The organism is Dyadobacter sp. CY356 (assembly GCF_021440195.1).
Lineage (GTDB): Bacteria > Bacteroidota > Bacteroidia > Cytophagales > Spirosomataceae > Dyadobacter.
The window spans coordinates 172,582-189,507 of record NZ_JAJTSZ010000011.1 but is presented as its reverse complement, the minus strand read 5'-3'; the positions used below and the strand labels follow the sequence as shown (position 1 = coordinate 189,507).

General features: G+C 39.5%; 14 protein-coding genes and 1 tRNA gene. 9 read left to right on the top strand and 6 right to left on the bottom strand.

Annotated elements, in window-relative coordinates; translation table 11 throughout:
* The first annotated feature begins 152 nt into the window (after positions 1-152).
* The 4 genes from fabD (at position 153) to LXL81_RS27060 (ending at position 3,720) form a co-directional block, all read left to right on the top strand.
* Positions 153-1,031 carry an ACP S-malonyltransferase gene (gene fabD, locus LXL81_RS27075; protein WP_234650828.1) on the top strand — a complete coding sequence of 293 codons (879 nt, stop codon included), beginning with the start codon at positions 153-155 and terminating at the stop codon, positions 1,029-1,031.
* Positions 1,032-1,098: 67 nt separating this feature from the next.
* Positions 1,099-1,169, top strand: a tRNA-Gln gene (locus LXL81_RS27070).
* A 271-nt stretch (positions 1,170-1,440) separates the two neighbouring features.
* On the top strand, positions 1,441-2,046 hold the full coding sequence (locus tag LXL81_RS27065) for a TetR/AcrR family transcriptional regulator (protein WP_234650826.1): 606 nt from the start codon (positions 1,441-1,443) through the stop codon (positions 2,044-2,046).
* A gap of 156 nt (positions 2,047-2,202) precedes the next feature.
* A complete protein-coding gene (locus tag LXL81_RS27060) occupies positions 2,203-3,720 on the top strand; it encodes an oligosaccharide flippase family protein (protein WP_234650825.1) in 1,518 nt (505 codons plus the stop codon).
* A 6-nt stretch (positions 3,721-3,726) separates the two neighbouring features.
* Here the strand turns inward: LXL81_RS27060 and LXL81_RS27055 are convergent, their stop codons facing one another.
* On the bottom strand, positions 3,727-4,485 hold the full coding sequence (locus LXL81_RS27055; RefSeq protein WP_234650823.1) for an ABC transporter ATP-binding protein: 759 nt from the start codon (positions 4,483-4,485) through the stop codon (positions 3,727-3,729).
* A gap of 58 nt (positions 4,486-4,543) precedes the next feature.
* Positions 4,544-5,272 carry an ABC transporter permease gene (locus LXL81_RS27050; RefSeq protein WP_234650837.1) on the bottom strand — a complete coding sequence of 243 codons (729 nt, stop codon included), beginning with the start codon at positions 5,270-5,272 and terminating at the stop codon, positions 4,544-4,546.
* A gap of 62 nt (positions 5,273-5,334) precedes the next feature.
* Here LXL81_RS27050 and LXL81_RS27045 point away from each other — a divergent pair, with 62 nt between their 5' ends.
* The 3 genes from LXL81_RS27045 to LXL81_RS27035 all read left to right on the top strand — a co-directional run bounded on the left by LXL81_RS27045 (position 5,335) and on the right by LXL81_RS27035 (position 9,106).
* Positions 5,335-6,045 carry an SDR family oxidoreductase gene (locus tag LXL81_RS27045; protein WP_234650821.1) on the top strand — a complete coding sequence of 237 codons (711 nt, stop codon included), beginning with the start codon at positions 5,335-5,337 and terminating at the stop codon, positions 6,043-6,045.
* A gap of 74 nt (positions 6,046-6,119) precedes the next feature.
* The gene (locus tag LXL81_RS27040; RefSeq protein WP_234650819.1) at positions 6,120-7,028 is read left to right on the top strand and encodes an ROK family protein; all 909 of its coding nucleotides are present in this window, start codon (positions 6,120-6,122) and stop codon (positions 7,026-7,028) included.
* Positions 7,029-7,111: 83 nt separating this feature from the next.
* A complete protein-coding gene (locus LXL81_RS27035; protein ID WP_234650817.1) occupies positions 7,112-9,106 on the top strand; it encodes a T9SS type A sorting domain-containing protein in 1,995 nt (664 codons plus the stop codon).
* Between the two features lie 15 nt (positions 9,107-9,121).
* On the opposite strand, the gene murB is transcribed toward LXL81_RS27035, so the two are convergent.
* Complete coding sequence (gene murB, locus LXL81_RS27030; RefSeq protein ID WP_234650815.1) at positions 9,122-10,132, bottom strand: UDP-N-acetylmuramate dehydrogenase; 1,011 nt, start codon at positions 10,130-10,132, stop codon at positions 9,122-9,124.
* 123 nt (positions 10,133-10,255) lie between these two features.
* Here murB and LXL81_RS27025 point away from each other — a divergent pair, with 123 nt between their 5' ends.
* Both LXL81_RS27025 and gmd read left to right on the top strand, forming a co-directional pair.
* Complete coding sequence (locus LXL81_RS27025; RefSeq protein ID WP_234650812.1) at positions 10,256-10,810, top strand: SPOR domain-containing protein; 555 nt, start codon at positions 10,256-10,258, stop codon at positions 10,808-10,810.
* A gap of 61 nt (positions 10,811-10,871) precedes the next feature.
* Complete coding sequence (gene gmd, locus LXL81_RS27020; protein WP_234650811.1) at positions 10,872-11,984, top strand: GDP-mannose 4,6-dehydratase; 1,113 nt, start codon at positions 10,872-10,874, stop codon at positions 11,982-11,984.
* A gap of 368 nt (positions 11,985-12,352) precedes the next feature.
* Here gmd and LXL81_RS27015 read toward each other — a convergent pair whose 3' ends face one another.
* The 3 genes from LXL81_RS27015 to LXL81_RS27005 all read right to left on the bottom strand — a co-directional run bounded on the left by LXL81_RS27015 (position 12,353) and on the right by LXL81_RS27005 (position 16,545).
* Positions 12,353-12,802 carry a thioredoxin fold domain-containing protein gene (locus tag LXL81_RS27015; RefSeq protein WP_234650809.1) on the bottom strand — a complete coding sequence of 150 codons (450 nt, stop codon included), beginning with the start codon at positions 12,800-12,802 and terminating at the stop codon, positions 12,353-12,355.
* A gap of 230 nt (positions 12,803-13,032) precedes the next feature.
* On the bottom strand, positions 13,033-15,003 hold the full coding sequence (locus LXL81_RS27010) for an SdrD B-like domain-containing protein (RefSeq protein ID WP_234650808.1): 1,971 nt from the start codon (positions 15,001-15,003) through the stop codon (positions 13,033-13,035).
* Positions 15,004-15,162: 159 nt separating this feature from the next.
* On the bottom strand, positions 15,163-16,545 hold the full coding sequence (locus tag LXL81_RS27005) for a proprotein convertase P-domain-containing protein (RefSeq protein WP_234650806.1): 1,383 nt from the start codon (positions 16,543-16,545) through the stop codon (positions 15,163-15,165).
* Positions 16,546-16,926 lie beyond the last annotated feature (381 nt).

Genomic DNA, 16,926 nt, shown 5'->3' with positions numbered 1-16,926 from the left:
CAGCTGCTCAGATAATCATTAAACTAATTTTTAAGCCCGTCAAAAAAACAGACTTTTTTTCTTTCAACTTCTAGTACGTTATTTGTAGCCCGGTTGGTTTCCAGCCGGGCTACGGATTTTGTTACCATGACCAATTTTTAAATCAACCAATTATGAAAAAAGCCTACATATTTCCGGGACAGGGTTCACAGTTCAAAGGAATGGGTTTAGACTTATACCAAAGCTCCGATTCAGCCAAATCATTTTTTGACCAGTCAAACGATATTTTGGGATTTGATATTACCAAAATCATGTTTGAAGGAACGGACGAGGAGCTTAAACAAACCAATGTTACGCAACCTGCGATATTTATTCATTCCGTAGTATTAGCAAAAATCAGTCAGGATTTCACCCCGAACATGGTCGCCGGCCACTCACTTGGAGAATTTTCGGCACTGGTAGCCGCCGGAGCGCTTTCTTTTGTTGATGGTTTGCGCCTGGTTGCCAAACGCGCAGATGCCATGCAAAAAGCATGTTTGCTGCGTCCGTCAACGATGGCTGCCATTCTTGGCCTTGATGATAAAACGATAGAAGAAATCTGTGCAGGAATTACGGATGAAATTGTTGTTCCCGCTAATTATAACTGCCCCGGCCAGGTTGTAATATCAGGGACGATAGAAGGTGTGGAAAAAGCATGTGAGCTGTTAAAAGCTGCTGGTGCCAAACGCGCATTAATACTACAGGTGGGCGGCGCATTCCACTCTCCGCTAATGGAGCCGGCACGTGAAGAACTTGCTGCGGCTATCAACGAAGCCCAGTTTCAGCCTCCACTTTGCCCGGTTTATCAAAATGTAAATGCAAAACCAGCTACTGAAATTTCGGTTATTAAAGAAAATCTTATAGCACAGCTAACGGCACCTGTAAGGTGGACACAATCTGTTGAGCAAATGGTGGCGGACGAAGCCGGCTTATTTATTGAATGCGGACCAGGAAAAGTGTTACAGGGATTAGTGAAAAAAATAGCGGGAGGCGTAGAATTGAAAAGTATTTGAAATTTTTTTTCAAAAAGACTTGACAACTTAAAATTTCGTATTACTTTTGCACCCACTAACACGGTATTGGCTGATGGTGTAATGGTAACACAGGACATTTTGGTTGTCTCGTTCAAGGTTCGAGTCCTTGTCGGCCAACATTTTCTTAGCAAAGAGCTCATTTTTTAATGAGCTCTTTTTTTATAGCTTTTTTCCCAAATTATTTATTCCTCCTCTCCCTTCAAAATCCACCTCAATCCCCAGTTTTTCCCGCTTTTTTCACAAAACTATATGACATTTAATCCAATATTTTCCTTTCACTAGATTTTACGAAACAAAACAGCAAAAAAGGTTACATGCTTTTTACAAAATGATAATTATTTACCGATGAAATGTTACATTTACTATGTATAACCTAAATGCACCGTAAATGAAAATCGACACAAAAATTAAAAAAAGAGACCGGGAACGGACCAAAGGAAAAATCCTGAAGGCCGTTGGTGAGGTCATCGAGCAATTTGGAACTGAAAAAGTTGGGGTAAATCTGATTGCCAGAACAGCCGGAGTTAACAAAGTACTGATTTACAGATATTTTGAAAGCGTAGATGGTTTGATGGAACAATATGTAAAATCAGGAGAATACGTTTCCACGATGGGAGACGATTATATAGATAACATGGGCAACATCCCGGCCGAAGAACGTGCAAAGGCATTGACCAGCCTTATGAACACGGTTCTGAGCGATTTGCGCGAACGTAAGGCTACCCGTGATCTTTTGAGATGGGAAATCGGCACGGGCAAGGCTATGCTGTCAGATGCGAGAAATCAGATTGCTACACGCATTGTTGATAAAATTGGTGACTTGCCAAATTGTAAAGATACCAGTGCATTAATGGCATTTCTTACAGCCGGTATTTATTACCTGACTATTTCAAGTGACTATCGTGAAAAAATAATCGATGTTGATTTACATTCGGACGAAGGCTGGAAACGTATCAAAAACGTTATTGAAAGCATTATTGTTAATGTAGCCTAAACAAATTGCTTAAAAAGAACCCTTTTGAATGAAAATTCAGAAGGGTTCTTTTTTGTGGTAAATATCAATAAAACGGTACCTGTTCACGTATATTTGTATGCCGGAGAGCATTTCAAACAAAGAAACTCCTCATCTCCGCCAAAGAAATATTAGTATATGAGTGTTCTTAAAAAGCTGGCCGGTGATACGGTAATGTACGGAGTTAGTACCATTTTGGGAAGAATGCTCAATTACCTGCTTGTTCCGTTACATACAAAATTGTTTCTACCCGAACAGTTAGCCTCTCAGGTTCAGCTCTACACTTATGCCGGCCTATCCATGGTGGTCTACACGTTCGGTATGGAGAGCGCTTATTTCTATTATGCACGAAAGGAAAAAGATGGCCAAAAATATTACAATCTCATTTTAAGCGCGGTAATACTGGTCAGTGTTCTATTTTCAGGAAGCATTTTTCTTTTTTCAGAGGAGGTAGCGAGATTAATCGATTATCCTGAGGAAGCTAAATTGGTCCGATGGATGTCAATAATTATGGCAATTGATGGAATCGTTGCAATTCCATTTGCCCGATTACGTCTTGAAAAAAAGGCCAAGAAGTTTGTTACCGCCAAGGTGAGTAATATTCTTATGAATGTTGGTCTTAACTTCTTTTTCCTAATCATCTGCCGTGACATCTTTGATCAAAAATATCTGGCCGTATTCAAACCGGTAGTTGATTTATTTTATAGTCCCAATACCGCAGTCGGCTATATTATCCTGGCGAATTTATTAGCAAATCTGGCATTTTTTGCATTTTTGTATAAAGAGTTCATCGACTTCAAATTCGTTTTTAACACTACCCTATTAAAGCCTGTCTGGGTTTATGCATTTCCTCTTTTCATCATGAATTTGGCTGCTGTAACCAATACACTCTTTGACAGAACCTTTCTTCAATATTTACTTCCCACAAATTTTTATCCCGAAAGAACTACAAAACAGGCAATTGGAATTTATGGACAGTGCTTCAAACTTTCAATTTTCATGAATCTTGCCATACAAGCTTTTAAATATGCGGCAGAGCCTTTTTTCTATTCAAAAGCAGAAGATAAAAATGCCCCGGAAGTATTTTCAGAAGTTATGAAGTGGTTTATCGTCATTTGCGCCACTATGTGGGTTGGTATTTGCCTTAACCTCCACTTGTTGGCAGAATTATTTTTGAGAAAGAAAATTTACCATGAAGGTTTGGCCGTAGTTCCCTGGCTCTTGCTTGGATTCTTATTTTTAGGAATATACTATAACCTGGCAACCTGGTTTAAGATATCCAATAAAACTCAGTATGGTACCTACATCACATTGACAGGAACAAGTATTACCGTGTTGCTTAATGTCTTGTTGGTACCAAAAATAGGTTACCTCGGTTGTGGATTTGCATTTGCTGCATCCGGTCTGGTCATGACCGCGCTTTGTTATTTTTATGGGCAAAAATATTATCCTATTCCGTATCAACTCAATTCTGCACTGGGATACATTTTTGGAGGCAGCTTATTTATATTGCTGGATGCCTATTTAATTCCGTCAAATTCATCCGCCGGATTAGTTTATCATATGCTTTTCTTCATTCTCTTTTGTGTAATCGTGGTATTCGCAGAGCGGAAATCGCTACCACTGCGTTTCCAAAAGGCATTGGGACTTAGATGATTCAGATCAGCAATTATTCTCCTTCGCAGCATCACGAAGTAATTTATTGGCGAAAATAAATTCATTCAGTTCCGGTACCGTCGTTTTCGTGATATCAGAATTAATGCCTTCCCATAATTTATCGCCCTGATAGAGAAAAATCACGTTCTGCCCGATTTCCATTACCGAGTTCATATCATGGGTGATGATAACCGTTGTTATTTTATATTCTTCTGTAATTTCCTTGATCAGTTCATCAATTTTCACAGAGGTAAGCGGATCCAGTCCCGAATTTGGTTCATCACAAAAAAGATATTTAGGATTCATTACAATGGCGCGCGCAATGCCCACACGTTTCTTCATCCCGCCACTGATTTCAGAAGGCATTCTTTTCCCGGATGTTTCGAGTCCAACCCGCTGAAGACAAAAATCGACACGTTCCTTTTTTTCTGCGGGAGAAATATCAGTCAACATATCGAGTGGGAAACGTACATTCTGCTCAACTGTCTGAGAGTCAAAAAGCGCGCCTCCCTGAAATAAAACGCCCATTTCCCGGCGTATAGCTTGTTTCGTATCTTTATCTGAATTGTAAAAATCACGCCCGTTGTAAAGCACATTGCCCTGGTCGGGTTTGATCAAACCGATCATACATTTTAACAATACACTTTTCCCGGTACCGCTTCCACCAATAATGAGGTTTATTTCACCTTCCTTAAAAATGCTGGAAACGCCTTTGAGAACTGCTTTGCCATTAAATGCTTTATTGATATCTTTTATTTCAATCATTTTCCGCTAAATAAATTTCAATTGCTCCAAAATTTGGAAAGAAAATAATCACTAATATTTACAACAATAGCTGCGCCAGTAAATAATCTGCAATCAAAACGGATATACAGCTATTGGTAACAGCCTGGGTACTTGCCTTTCCAACTTCCAACGCACCACCGGTAGTAAAAAATCCCTGATAGGAAGAAATTGTAGCAATCAGAAATCCAAATACAAAAGGTTTGATACACATGAAAAACAAATTATAGGGTACGAAAGAATCACGAATACCATATAAATAATCTCGCTCAGTAATCACACCCGTTAGTGTTCCCGCCAGATATCCGCCAAAAATCCCTAAAAATGCAGCTAGAATTACCAGCATCGGAAACGTGAACATGGCAGCCAGCACCTTGGGCATTACCAGATAGGAAGACGAATTTATCCCCATAACTTCCAGGGCATCAATCTGTTCAGTAATCCGCATTGTACCCAGCTCGCTGGCAATGTTGGAGCCCACTTTTCCTGCAAGCACGATACAGGTGATGGTCGGTGCCAGTTCAAGTATCTGCATATCGCGTACAATAAGTGCTACGGTAGAAACAGGAATAATAGGACTTACAAGATTATAAGCCGTCTGAATACAAGAAACGGCTCCGATAAATGTTGAAACGATGGCCACGATAAAAATCGAGCTTACGCCAATTCCGACGCTTTCTTCCATAAAACGCCGCCAGTAAACAGACAATTTCTCACCTTTGCCAAACAGTGATCCTAAAAAAAGAAAGTATTTTCCGATTACCGACATCATATCTTAATTGTATTCAATATTTTCGGGAAAATTAGACAAAAAAAGAGCCAAATAGAAAAATGAATCCATTAGTAGTAATAACAGGTGGCACAAAAGGGATTGGAAGGGCATTGATAGAACGGTTTTTGGCTGAAGGTTTTGATGTTATTACCTGCGCGAGGAACGAAAACGATCTTTTATCGCTGCAAAGTGATATGAAAGCACAATTTCCTGATTCAGAAGTTTTTTTTCAGAAAGCAGATTTATCGCTGCGTCCCGAACTTGACAGTTTTATCGGTTTTATAAAAAATATGCAGCGTCCGATTGATGTGCTGATCAATAATACCGGCGTATTTATTCCCGGACAGATCCATAACGAAGAGGAAGGTACGCTGGAAAAAACGATGGAAACAAATCTTTACAGTGCTTATCATTTGACGCGTGGTGTAATTGACAAAATGATAAAATCTAAAAAAGGTCATATTTTTACAATCTGTTCAACCGCAAGTATTACAGCATATCCAAACGGAGGTTCTTATTGCATATCAAAATTTGCCTTATACGGCATGACAAAAGTGCTGCGTGAGGAAATGAAACCGCATGGTGTAAAAGTTACCGCTGTACTTCCTGGTGCAACTTTAACAGATAGCTGGCAAGGAACTGATCTTCCCCAGGAAAGATTTATTGATCCGAAAGACGTTGCAGAAACGATCTGGGGAGCTTATTTGCTCTCTCCAAGAGCAGTTTTGGAAGAAATTTTGATAAGACCACAGCTTGGAGATCTGGATTGATTAGTAAAGAATAAAGCATTTTTGCTAAATTGCCGCATTTTTAAAATTATTTATAAAAACCCTTATTTCATTTCATGGAACAATACCTTGGTATAGACGTGGGCGGTACTAACGTAAAAATGGGGATCGTTGATGCTACAGATGGGAGAATTTCTAATTTTTATAGCCACGATACCGCCAGCTGGCGCAGTTCAGGACATTTTATAGAAAGACTTGGTGATGCAATCGCTTTGCAACTGGTTGAATATCCTGAAGTTAAAAGAGTAGGCATAGGCGTTCCCGGCCTGATATCGCGCGATCGTACCACGTTACTGGAAATCACAGCTATCCCTGAAATTGATGGTATTACCATTGTTCCGGATTTGAAAGCGCGTTTTCCTCAGCATGATTTTTATCTTGAAAATGACGCCAATGCCGCGGCATTAGGGGAATATTATTTTGGTGAAGACAAACTTCCGGAAGACTATATTTTTGTTACCCTGGGTACTGGTATCGGCGGAGCAGCCATTATTGATAAAAAAGTTTTCAAAGGCGGCGGCGGTAATGCCATGGAGCCAGGACACGTACCTTCGAAAGGCGGAAAGGTTCTGGAACGTAATATCGGTAAAAAAGAGCTTCTTGACATGGCACATACCATGCGAGCGACTTATACTGGAAAAACGCAATTGCCAGACAACGGTACCATTTCTACAACAGGTCTGGTAGCAGCAGCGGCGGCAGGTGACGAACTTGCCAAGCAGATTTTTCAGGAAATGGGTTATTTGTTAGGAGAAGGACTTGTTTCAATGATCCGTATTCTTGACATTACAACCATCCTGATTGGCGGAGGTATTTCGGCTTCTTTTGAATATATTCTGCCAGCAATCAATGAAAGATTTGCTTATTGGCTTACTCCCTATTACATGAAAACAATCAGCATCAAGCGTGCGACCCTGGCCAATGATGCCGGACTGTTGGGAGCTGCGTCTTTATGTTTTGATTGATAAAAATATTTTTGCTTTGAGGGCGGGACATTTCTGTTGAAAAGTCCCGCTTTTTTTACACACACCATCCTCCTCTTAATAAAATGAATAAGGTAATACTCTCCTTGTGTCTTTGCTATGTAGTTTCAGCAATATCTCCCACTTTTGCCCAACAATTTGACCTGGCTTATTTTGACAGATTACCTCAAGACAAACAGCTTTTTGCAAGAGACAGCACTGATTTTGCTGACATAACCATTGCAGGAAAAATACAGGTTCCCGGCTATTCTTATGTTTCCATTGTAAAATATAGAAACAAAGTCAAAACGGGTTATCAAAAAAGCAACCTCTCCTATTCCTCCACTCAGGCACCGTTTACGATCAGTTCCAGAATAAAAGCTGAGCTCGCAGAATATGCGTTTGAAGTATATGCCTGCAAGTCAGCTAAGGATTCCACGCTTATTGTACGCAGAAATGATGTAGTTGCCGGAGATTTCTTTATTATTTACGGACAGTCCAATGCCGTTTCCTGGGAGGTGGATTACCCTTACCGAAATGAATATGCCCGTACTTATGGCTCAGCAGGAGGGCCGTTTCTTTGGGGTTTGTCCAATGAATTGACGCAGCGTGTTGGTATTTTTGGTATTGAATTTCAAAGAAGAATTGCTGAAAAATATCAGATACCTACCTGCGTTATCAACGGTTCTGCCGCGGGAGCATCCGTTGTGCAGCTAACCGCAAGAAATGAAGACAATCACTCAGACCCGATCAGCCAGTATGGAGCACTGCTCAATATCACGCAACAGACTGGTTTGCTTCCCTATATAAAAGGAATGTTCTATTGGCAGGGTGAAAACGAAGCATCATCCAATGATCCGGAAATTTGGGGGCCGCGTTTTGAAAAAATAATTTCCCAATGGAAAGAGGATTATCCGGCAACCAAGAAAATTTATGTCTTCCAGTTACCATTATTCGGCGGCGGTGCCTATGACGACCGTATCGGAGTGCTCCGTGAACAGCAACGAACGCTGGAAACCAATCACCCAATCGTACAATCTTATGCAGCACTGGGAGCACCAGGATGGAATGGATTTCATTATGGTTTGGATGGATATATGAAAATCGGCCAGGATCTTGCTGAAATGGCAGGATACCATCATTATGGAGAAAAAGAAAAAATAAGTTCTCCAAATCTGCAAAAGGTCTTTTATTCCACACCACAGAAGGATGAAATCACCATGGTTTTTGAAGATTATCAGGAAATGGTTTATCCAAACGATACAATTGCCGCCAACATCGAGGGAAGTCAGGTGCCTATTTCTACGTATTCCGTCAAGGACTTCTTTTACCTGAACAAGGAATGGCAAAAATTAAAATCCGGCAGAGCGGAGGCAAATAAAATCATTGTTACACTAAAAGAAGTTGGCAGTGATTCTTTGATTAAATATTTACCTTCAAAATATCATTACGCTGGCTTGCTGAGTGCGCCCTGGGTTTATATTGGCCCGTTTTTGAAGAATACAAAAGGATTTCGAGCTTTCGCATTTCATCATCAGAAGATCGGCCCCTACCAAGATTTTGGAACAATAACACTGAGTTCTTCCGAAATTGACAACAATGTGGTATTAAACTGGAATCCGTTATCCAAAACTACAGGCTATATTCTGGAAAGATTTGATGGAAAAGAACCATCCAGATCTCATGAAATTATTTATCTGCCAAATACTGATACGGAATACACAGACATCACCGCTAAAAGGGGAATTGACTACACCTACAAAATAAGAGGTTATACCGAAACATCAGAATCCGGAATAACATCTCTTGTAGTGACTAAGAAAAGCGAAGACAATTCATCAAATCCGGATATTACGATTTATCCAAATCCTGCTGCTGATCTGGTAAACGTAACTTCCGATACAGAAAAAATTCGTCAAATTCAAATATTTACAAACAGCGGCGCAAAAATAGAAACGCTTTACTATACTGATCAACAATGGGTTACAGTGAATTTGAAAAACCTGATTAATGGAGAATATTTTCTCAAAATTCAGGCCGGGGAAAAATATATCGGGCGTAAAGTGATGATAATGAAATAGTTTAATACTGGCTGGCTATACAAAATTCACCTCGGCGCTCAGATTAATACCATACTTTTCATAAACAGATTTCTGTATTGTTTCGGAAAGTGCTTTAATCTGATCGCCGGTACCAGCACCATAATTGACCAAAACCAAGGCTTGCCGCGCATGAACGCCAACATCACCATCGCGATAACCTTTCCATCCTGCTTGTTCTATGAGCCAACCAGCCGGCACTTTTACAAAACCCGGAATGGTTGGATAACCCGGGACGGTTGGAAAATCTATTTTTAATTTATCAAACTGCTCCGCAGAGATTTCCGGATTTTTAAAAAAGCTGCCTGCATTACCAATTTTGGCCGGGTCAGGCAGTTTGCTTTCACGGATGCGGATTACAGCTTCACTGATTGCTTTTATGGAAGGTTTTTCGACATGCATCTCCGTCAGGGTTTTCTGAATATCGCCATATTCAACATGATATACAGGTTTTTTATTCAGACGAAATACCACACCGGTGATAATATATTTTCCCTTCAAAGCATGTTTGAAGACACTTTCTCTATATCCAAAAAGACATTCTTCTTTCGAAAATATTCTCATTTCCGCCGTTTCAACAGAAATGGCTTCAACCGTTTCCACAACATCTTTTATTTCTACCCCATATGCACCAATATTTTGCATAGGCGCCGCGCCGATTGTCCCGGGGATTAGCGATAAGTTTTCAACACCTGCGTAATCATGCTGCACACAATACGTCACAAAGTCATGCCATTTTTCACCGGCCCCTGCATGAAGCCAGATAAAATCCTCATCTTCCTTGATGAGCTCAATTCCTTTTATTGCTATTTTAATTACCAGCGCATCAACATGCTGCGTAAACAGAATATTACTTCCGCCTCCCAAAATAAATTTGGGCGTTTCCTTCCAAAGAGGATTTTTAATAATTTCAGTCAGTGCAGCGGTTGATTGTACTTCTTCAAAAAACTGAGCCCTGGATTCCAGACCGAAGGTATTATAATTGCGTAGAGAAACGTTTTCTTGCATGGTGTGAAATGGTGGATCGTAATAGCAGGACAAAGTTAGGTATTAGATTCAAAATAGCACAGGAAGATGGTTTATCTATCCATTTTTGGTTAAGTTTGTAAGTTTATTACCAATCACTTCATCATGTTGCTGAAAAAGAAAATATTTTTGCTGGTCATCCCTTTTGCTTTTCTGGCTCTGTCGGGATGCAGCAAGAAAACGACTGCCAACATTTCATCAGCTGATTACCGTGAAGATCTGACTTTGGTAAGGCCAAGGTTTGATTATGTTGAACCGGTTGTCACAAAAAAAACAGAGTCAAAACCAGTTGACAATGTTTATAAAAACAGCGACAAACCGTTAAATGTCAATAAAAAACTCCAGACGGTTTTGGATACTATGGCTCAGCAAAATAAAGCCATAAGATATATCAGCGGATTCAGAATACAACTTTATGTGGGCAACGTCCGCCAGGAAGCGGATAACGCCAAATCATACATTTACCAGTCATTCCCCGACCTGAATCCTTACGTATCCTATTCTCAGCCAACATACCGTGTCAAAGCAGGTGACTTTATGTATCGCAGTGATGCAGAACAATATCTGGAACAAATCCGGGGACAATATTCCTCCGCAGTGATACTTGCTGACCGCGTTGAAATAAAGCGCAGTTTGCTAATTCGTCTGCCCACTGAATAGATTAAATTTTAGAATTGACTAATAATTTTACCTTTGTATTTTATATACATACTAACTTATAATGAAAAAGGCACTTATTACAGGTATTACAGGTCAGGATGGGGCCTATTTGGCGGAATTGCTTTTGAGCAAAGGCTATGAGGTTCATGGTATCAAACGCCGCAGCTCGTTGTTTAATACGCAGCGCATCGACCATATTTATGAGGATCCGCACGAAACAAATGTACGTTTCCACTTACACTATGGTGATCTGAGTGATTCTACCAACATCATTCGTATTATTCAGGAAGTACAGCCTGACGAAATATATAACCTGGGCGCTATGTCCCACGTGCAGGTAAGCTTTGAAGAACCTGAGTATACTGCCAATGTGGATGGAATCGGAACGCTTCGTATTCTTGAAGCGGTTCGTTTGTTAGGTTTGACTAAAAAAACCAAAATTTATCAGGCCTCCACTTCTGAACTTTATGGTCTGGTTCAGCAAGTTCCTCAGTCAGAAACTACACCATTTTATCCACGTTCTCCATATGCCGTTGCAAAATTGTATGGTTACTGGATTACTGTAAATTATCGTGAAGCTTACGATATGTTTGCGGTGAATGGTATTCTTTTCAATCATGAATCGCCATTACGCGGAGAAACTTTTGTTACCCGTAAAATCACACGTGCTGTTGCCAGAATTGCTTTGGGCTTGCAGGATAAGGTTTATCTTGGGAATCTTGATGCGCAACGTGACTGGGGCCATGCAAAAGATTTCGTTGAAGCCATGTGGTTGATTCTTCAGCAGGAAGTTGCCGAAGATTTTGTTATCGCTACCGGAATCACCACACGTATCCGTGATTTCGTTCGTATGGCATTTGCCGAAGTTGGTATAGAACTTGAATTTTCAGGAGAAGGTGTTACGGAAATTGCGAAAGTTGCCAAATGTAATGATCCTGCTTTCCAGATTGAAATTGGTAAGGAAGTAGTTGCAATCGATGCTAAATATTTCCGCCCGACAGAAGTTGAACTGTTGATCGGTGATCCGACAAAATCAATGACCAAATTAGGCTGGAAACCTAAATACGATTTAGCAGCATTGGTAAAAGATATGGTTACCGCCGATGTGACGCTATTCAAAAAAGATCAGCTACTTGAAAATAGCGGTCATAGGGTAATGAATTATTACGAATAGAATTTCTTATAAAGTCACTTTTTGTCAGGTTTTGTTATTTTTAGTCAGGGGGTGTTTGCTCTTGACTTTAGTACGGAACTTGACAATTTTTGTTTTTAAGCAAGTTCTGGAAAAGTCAGGAATTGCCATTTGTTGTCAGTTTTTGTCAAGTATGGTCAGGGATTGTTTATTCCAGCTTTGTAGATATGGTTTAACAGTCCTATAAAACAAAATCAGGTATGGCCAATAAATGACCATACCTGACAAAACCTGACTATAAATGACTTGTTTCAGACAAATTCAATTATCTAAAATCCCCTGACTACACTTGACAATAAATGACAAAACCTGACCTTTACTTCAAGTATCCAAAATCCCCTGACAATAACTTAAATTGCCTTTCCGATACTTACGAGCGTTTCAGGATTTTGGTATCCGATTACTTGTTTAACGATTTTCCCATCTCCGTCGATGAAGAAAAGTGTTGGATAACCTTCCAAAGGATATTTCTGAGCCAGTTTTGGACCTTCACCGCTTTCCATATCAACTTTTACATTGATAAATTTCTGGTTAAATAATGCACCAACTTCCGGCTTTGTAAAAACATTTTTCTGCAATAATTTACAAGGTCCGCACCAGGTTGTATAGGCATCAAGAAAAATAATTTTATTTTCTGCTTTTGCTTTTTTAAGAATTGAAGCCCAATTCCCTCCTGTAAATTTTATTCCGGCATCTGCGTTAACTTTTGTTTCATTTTTTCTGCCATCAGCTGCTTCTGCTATTGAAAAAGTCAGTGCAACCACTGCAAGCAAATAAATAATGTGTTTAAACCCTTTCATTGCTTTGGTTATATTATAGTTTGAATAAATACATAACGAAAATACCTAACCGGTTTATTTTATTAAACCATTTCTAACCGGATAGGTTCAAATTATAACGTTGAAAATATAGACGAACATAACTATTTTTTTCAACAAAAAACAACCCCCGCAGATATGCATCTGACGGGGGCGTTTCACTTTTGCTGGGTTATAATAACTTCTAATGGCAAGAGAAGAATCTTCAATGTTTATTTAGCAATTAAAACTTTATAACTATTTGTCGAACCATTGGTGCCGGTAAGGCTCACCGCGTACAATCCGGCCGGAAGATTTTTTACATCAATACCATCCACTAACGCTTTTATAGACTGATATACTGCTCTTCCGTTCAGATCCAGAAGCTGAACTTTACCAATTTTCGACCAGTCATTTACTTTGAAGAGAATACGTTCTGAAACAGGATTTGGATAAATTGTAACCTGGCTACCCGTTTCAATTGTAACACTGCGGATGCTGCTGTAAGCAAATGTTCCATCTTTGTCAATCATTTTCAGACGATATAGATTCTCACCATTTGATGGGTTTTTGTCAACGTAAGCGTAAGTTGTTTTTGTTGAACTTTCTCCCGCTGCAACTACATTATCAAGTTTCTGCCAGGTTTTTCCGGTAAGACTGTTTTCAATATCAAAACTTTCGCTGTTTGTTTCCGCCGAAGTAATCCATTGCAGTTGTACTGTTTCATTTTCTTTATCAGCGTTAAAACTGATCAATGTAACAGGCAGTGGCGTAGTTCCTTCGTACATACCTGCGTCTACCGTCAGGTTATCGCGATTTACATTTCCGGCAGGAAAAGAAGTATCAATCGTAATTTCTCCGCTGTTACCTTCCATGTCGACATCACTATCCAGATCAGAAGTCGTGGCATTTTTTAACGTGAAGAAATATTTACCACCGCTTGGCAAAATGAAAGTCACTTTATATTTACCACTTGTCAATTCATCAAAAAGATATTTTCCATAACTGTCCGTCACAGCTGTTATTACCTGAGTCCAGCTTCCCGAAACATATTCGTACAACTGAACTTTAACACCCGTTGCAGGAAGTTCACCATTGTTCTGGATTCCGTCTTTGTTTTTATCAAACCAGACATAATCACCGATTGATCCAAATACTTCCGCTTTCACACAAGTTCTTTTCTCAACCGAATACACTGTCGTTACACCCGGATTGTTATTATTTTTTTGGTCAAAATCGTGGTTACCCGTATTTTCATCCCAGAACTTCATATTCGTTCCACTGTAACCCCCATCGCTTGAAATAGTACTCACCCCATTTGTAACGATGATCGAACCGTTGTTTCCGGATATTTTCTTGTCAATAGTAAGATTACCATTGCTGATCGTCAGCGTCCCGTTGATGAAAGCTGCACCGCGAATATTTACATCACCGGTTACGTTCATACATCCATTATTTTGAAATTCTTTTCCGGGACCCTTATCTCCAATGATAAACTGGCAGGCAGAACTACCAAAACTCCCGCATAACGTATTTATTTCTCCATCATTCAAGATGGCTCCGTGGTTATAAAAATAACGGCTGATATTAATCACACCGGAAGCTTCATTTTTAAAACGTTTTGCATCCGCATTTTCAAGACTGCTGAATTCCATAACTCCGGAATTTTCGATCACATTGTTCGTACCAAAAACAATCATAGAAGGTGCAGTCGCAACCAGTTTTGATTTCGCTCCCATATTGTAAAACGAGAATGAATCTCTGAATTGAATGGTACCTGTATTCGTAAAAGTGGTAGTTCCCTGATTATTGATCAACAAATTGCTTCCGATACCGCTGGTGTTCGTATTTAAAAAACCGCCTTCCTGAACATTGATGTATGAAGTATTTCCTCCGTTAAAATTATCGCTGCTGTTATAAGTGAAAGTTCCGTAAACATTGATACTTACAGAGCCATCGAAGTTTGTTCCATTCGTCTTTGTCCAGCTTGCGCCATTAGCTATGCAGATCACGTTTCCGGTGCCGCTTACATTAATGTTAATGTCCCCGATAGAGGAAGTGATAGCAAGTGTTTTGTTTCCATTGAGGTTATAATTGCCACCGGTTACTGCGGTAAAATCAGCAGCAGGACATTGTGCAAAAGTCTGATTTGCCAGAAGGAGGATTATGGCAGGCAAAAACCACAGGTAAAATAATTTTTTCATAATTGAGGTAGTTACAATGAGAGATGCTGTGTTATTCTATTTAAATGCTGGTTATTTATATTTTGCTTGCTGATCGTAAACATCAGCACAATAAAATCCTGGCCTCCGATTTTTCAATCAGAGGAACTACATGCTGCTGGTTATATTTTGAAAAAATGCTTATTCCTGTTTTGAAATCAGGATAGGCATCTTGAAGGTATTGTTTGACTTATTTTTTTCCTTGTAAATGCCGGTCGGGTCTACTTCAATCTCCAACACGTAATTTCCTGATTTTAAACCTTTTGGAAGCGTAACGAACTGACCTTCATACATCATTCCATAGGTGTCATAACCGCCAACGCTGATTCCCTGCTTCAATGATTTACAATCGACATAATTACCTAGTCCATAATTAAGCAGGTTTTTGTCTCCGTAAGTTTGTCCGTTCAGCACACACAAACTATCATTGTTATTACAAATCCCGGAATCAAAAAGGCAATAACTTACTTTGCTCCCTTTTGAAACCAATTGCCGCTTTGTAACTTTTCCAGCCTTGTTTTTGATTTCTTTTACCACTCTAAATTCCACCCAGTCGTCAACATGGTAATGATTGTGACCAGGTTTATCATCATAATAATTGGTGCCGGCAATGCGATCTGATGCAATCAGCTTATTGCCATTTTTCTTATAGATCCGCTGATTGATCTGCTGACGCGGATGCGTTTTATCTTTGCAGATCACCGTCGAATCTTTTACTTCCTGTGTGTTGCAGTACCATTTATTATTACCAAAAGCTTCCATTGGCCCATCTCCGATATTGGCAATGGAGGCCGCCAGTCGCAATTGTCCCGGATAATATGGATCATTCCAGGGATATTCTTTGACCTGATCCGTGGTAAGCCTTTGAAGTATTACCAAATCCGGTAAAAGTTCACAATCCGAGGTCCCATCTGCACATTTACAGGCAGTGCCATCTTCCATGGAACAAGGACTTACGTCCAGATTCGGGGTTGGGTTTTTATCAAAATCAAGTGTCAGAAAATTAATCGTGCCCTTTTCTCCCGATCTTAAATCCTGCACCAGCAAAAACCAGGTACCATTTGGATTTTGTCCGTTATTCAAAAAATTTATTCTTCCATCCGGAATATATTCACCCGTAAAAGGTGCAACTGCCTGATGTACATACCCTGAAAAGCCGTTTGACCGAAAGCAAGTATTGGTATAATTACTTCCAAAATCTTTACCGTTACGGTTTGTAAGCCATATACTGGTGCCATCCGGACTTAACAACTCAATCTTCAAATCAGAAACCCGCGGATGAACGATTGTAAAGCAGATCTTTGATATACCAAAATCCTGTCCTGTCTTCGAGTCTAGTCCCGATACCTTTACAGGAAACGAATCGATTTTAAATACGCCCTTAAAATCATGAATTGTTCCGCCGCTGGCATAAAAACTTTGCGCTTTAACATCTAAAACCATACAGATAACCAGTAAGATCAAACTAAATTTTGCTAGAAAATTTTCGATGCGAGGCGTTCCACGCAGGATAAACTGATTCATTATTTAAATTCTTATACTGTGACTTTGCGGATTAAATTAAGAGAAATAATAACGTTTATCTAATTTTTTCTACAAGTCCGGGGTCTACGAATTAAATTATTCAACTAAAAAGGCTATTCAACCGCTGTCACAGATTTCTGGTTTGCAAAACTAAATTCATTAATTATCAATGCGTTAAGAAGAAATTGGAAAGTTGCACGTATTATTTTAATCTATTTGTAGAATTATTTGGCGCATTATCAGGATGTACTTCGTTAACAAATCCGAACTACTAAGGATATACGCATACCAATGTTTTTGAACTGAGTTATTTTTTGCAGAATGTTTGTGTAGTTGCAATTAGAAACAGACATCAGCCTAACACCGAATTTATTGCTAAAA

Excerpts from the sequence above, each read along its gene's own strand:
- fabD (WP_234650828.1), top strand. The coding sequence starts at position 153 with ATGAAAAAAGCCTACATATTTCCGGGACAGGGTTCACAGTTCAAAGGA.
- LXL81_RS27065 (WP_234650826.1), top strand. The coding sequence starts at position 1,441 with ATGAAAATCGACACAAAAATTAAAAAAAGAGACCGGGAACGGACCAAA.
- LXL81_RS27060 (WP_234650825.1), top strand. The coding sequence starts at position 2,203 with ATGAGTGTTCTTAAAAAGCTGGCCGGTGATACGGTAATGTACGGAGTT.
- LXL81_RS27055 (WP_234650823.1), bottom strand. The coding sequence starts at position 4,485 with ATGATTGAAATAAAAGATATCAATAAAGCATTTAATGGCAAAGCAGTT.
- LXL81_RS27050 (WP_234650837.1), bottom strand. The coding sequence starts at position 5,272 with ATGTCGGTAATCGGAAAATACTTTCTTTTTTTAGGATCACTGTTTGGC.
- LXL81_RS27045 (WP_234650821.1), top strand. The coding sequence starts at position 5,335 with ATGAATCCATTAGTAGTAATAACAGGTGGCACAAAAGGGATTGGAAGG.
- LXL81_RS27040 (WP_234650819.1), top strand. The coding sequence starts at position 6,120 with ATGGAACAATACCTTGGTATAGACGTGGGCGGTACTAACGTAAAAATG.
- LXL81_RS27035 (WP_234650817.1), top strand. The coding sequence starts at position 7,112 with ATGAATAAGGTAATACTCTCCTTGTGTCTTTGCTATGTAGTTTCAGCA.
- murB (WP_234650815.1), bottom strand. The coding sequence starts at position 10,132 with ATGCAAGAAAACGTTTCTCTACGCAATTATAATACCTTCGGTCTGGAA.
- LXL81_RS27025 (WP_234650812.1), top strand. The coding sequence starts at position 10,256 with ATGTTGCTGAAAAAGAAAATATTTTTGCTGGTCATCCCTTTTGCTTTT.
- gmd (WP_234650811.1), top strand. The coding sequence starts at position 10,872 with ATGAAAAAGGCACTTATTACAGGTATTACAGGTCAGGATGGGGCCTAT.
- LXL81_RS27015 (WP_234650809.1), bottom strand. The coding sequence starts at position 12,802 with ATGAAAGGGTTTAAACACATTATTTATTTGCTTGCAGTGGTTGCACTG.
- LXL81_RS27010 (WP_234650808.1), bottom strand. The coding sequence starts at position 15,003 with ATGAAAAAATTATTTTACCTGTGGTTTTTGCCTGCCATAATCCTCCTT.
- LXL81_RS27005 (WP_234650806.1), bottom strand. The coding sequence starts at position 16,545 with ATGAATCAGTTTATCCTGCGTGGAACGCCTCGCATCGAAAATTTTCTA.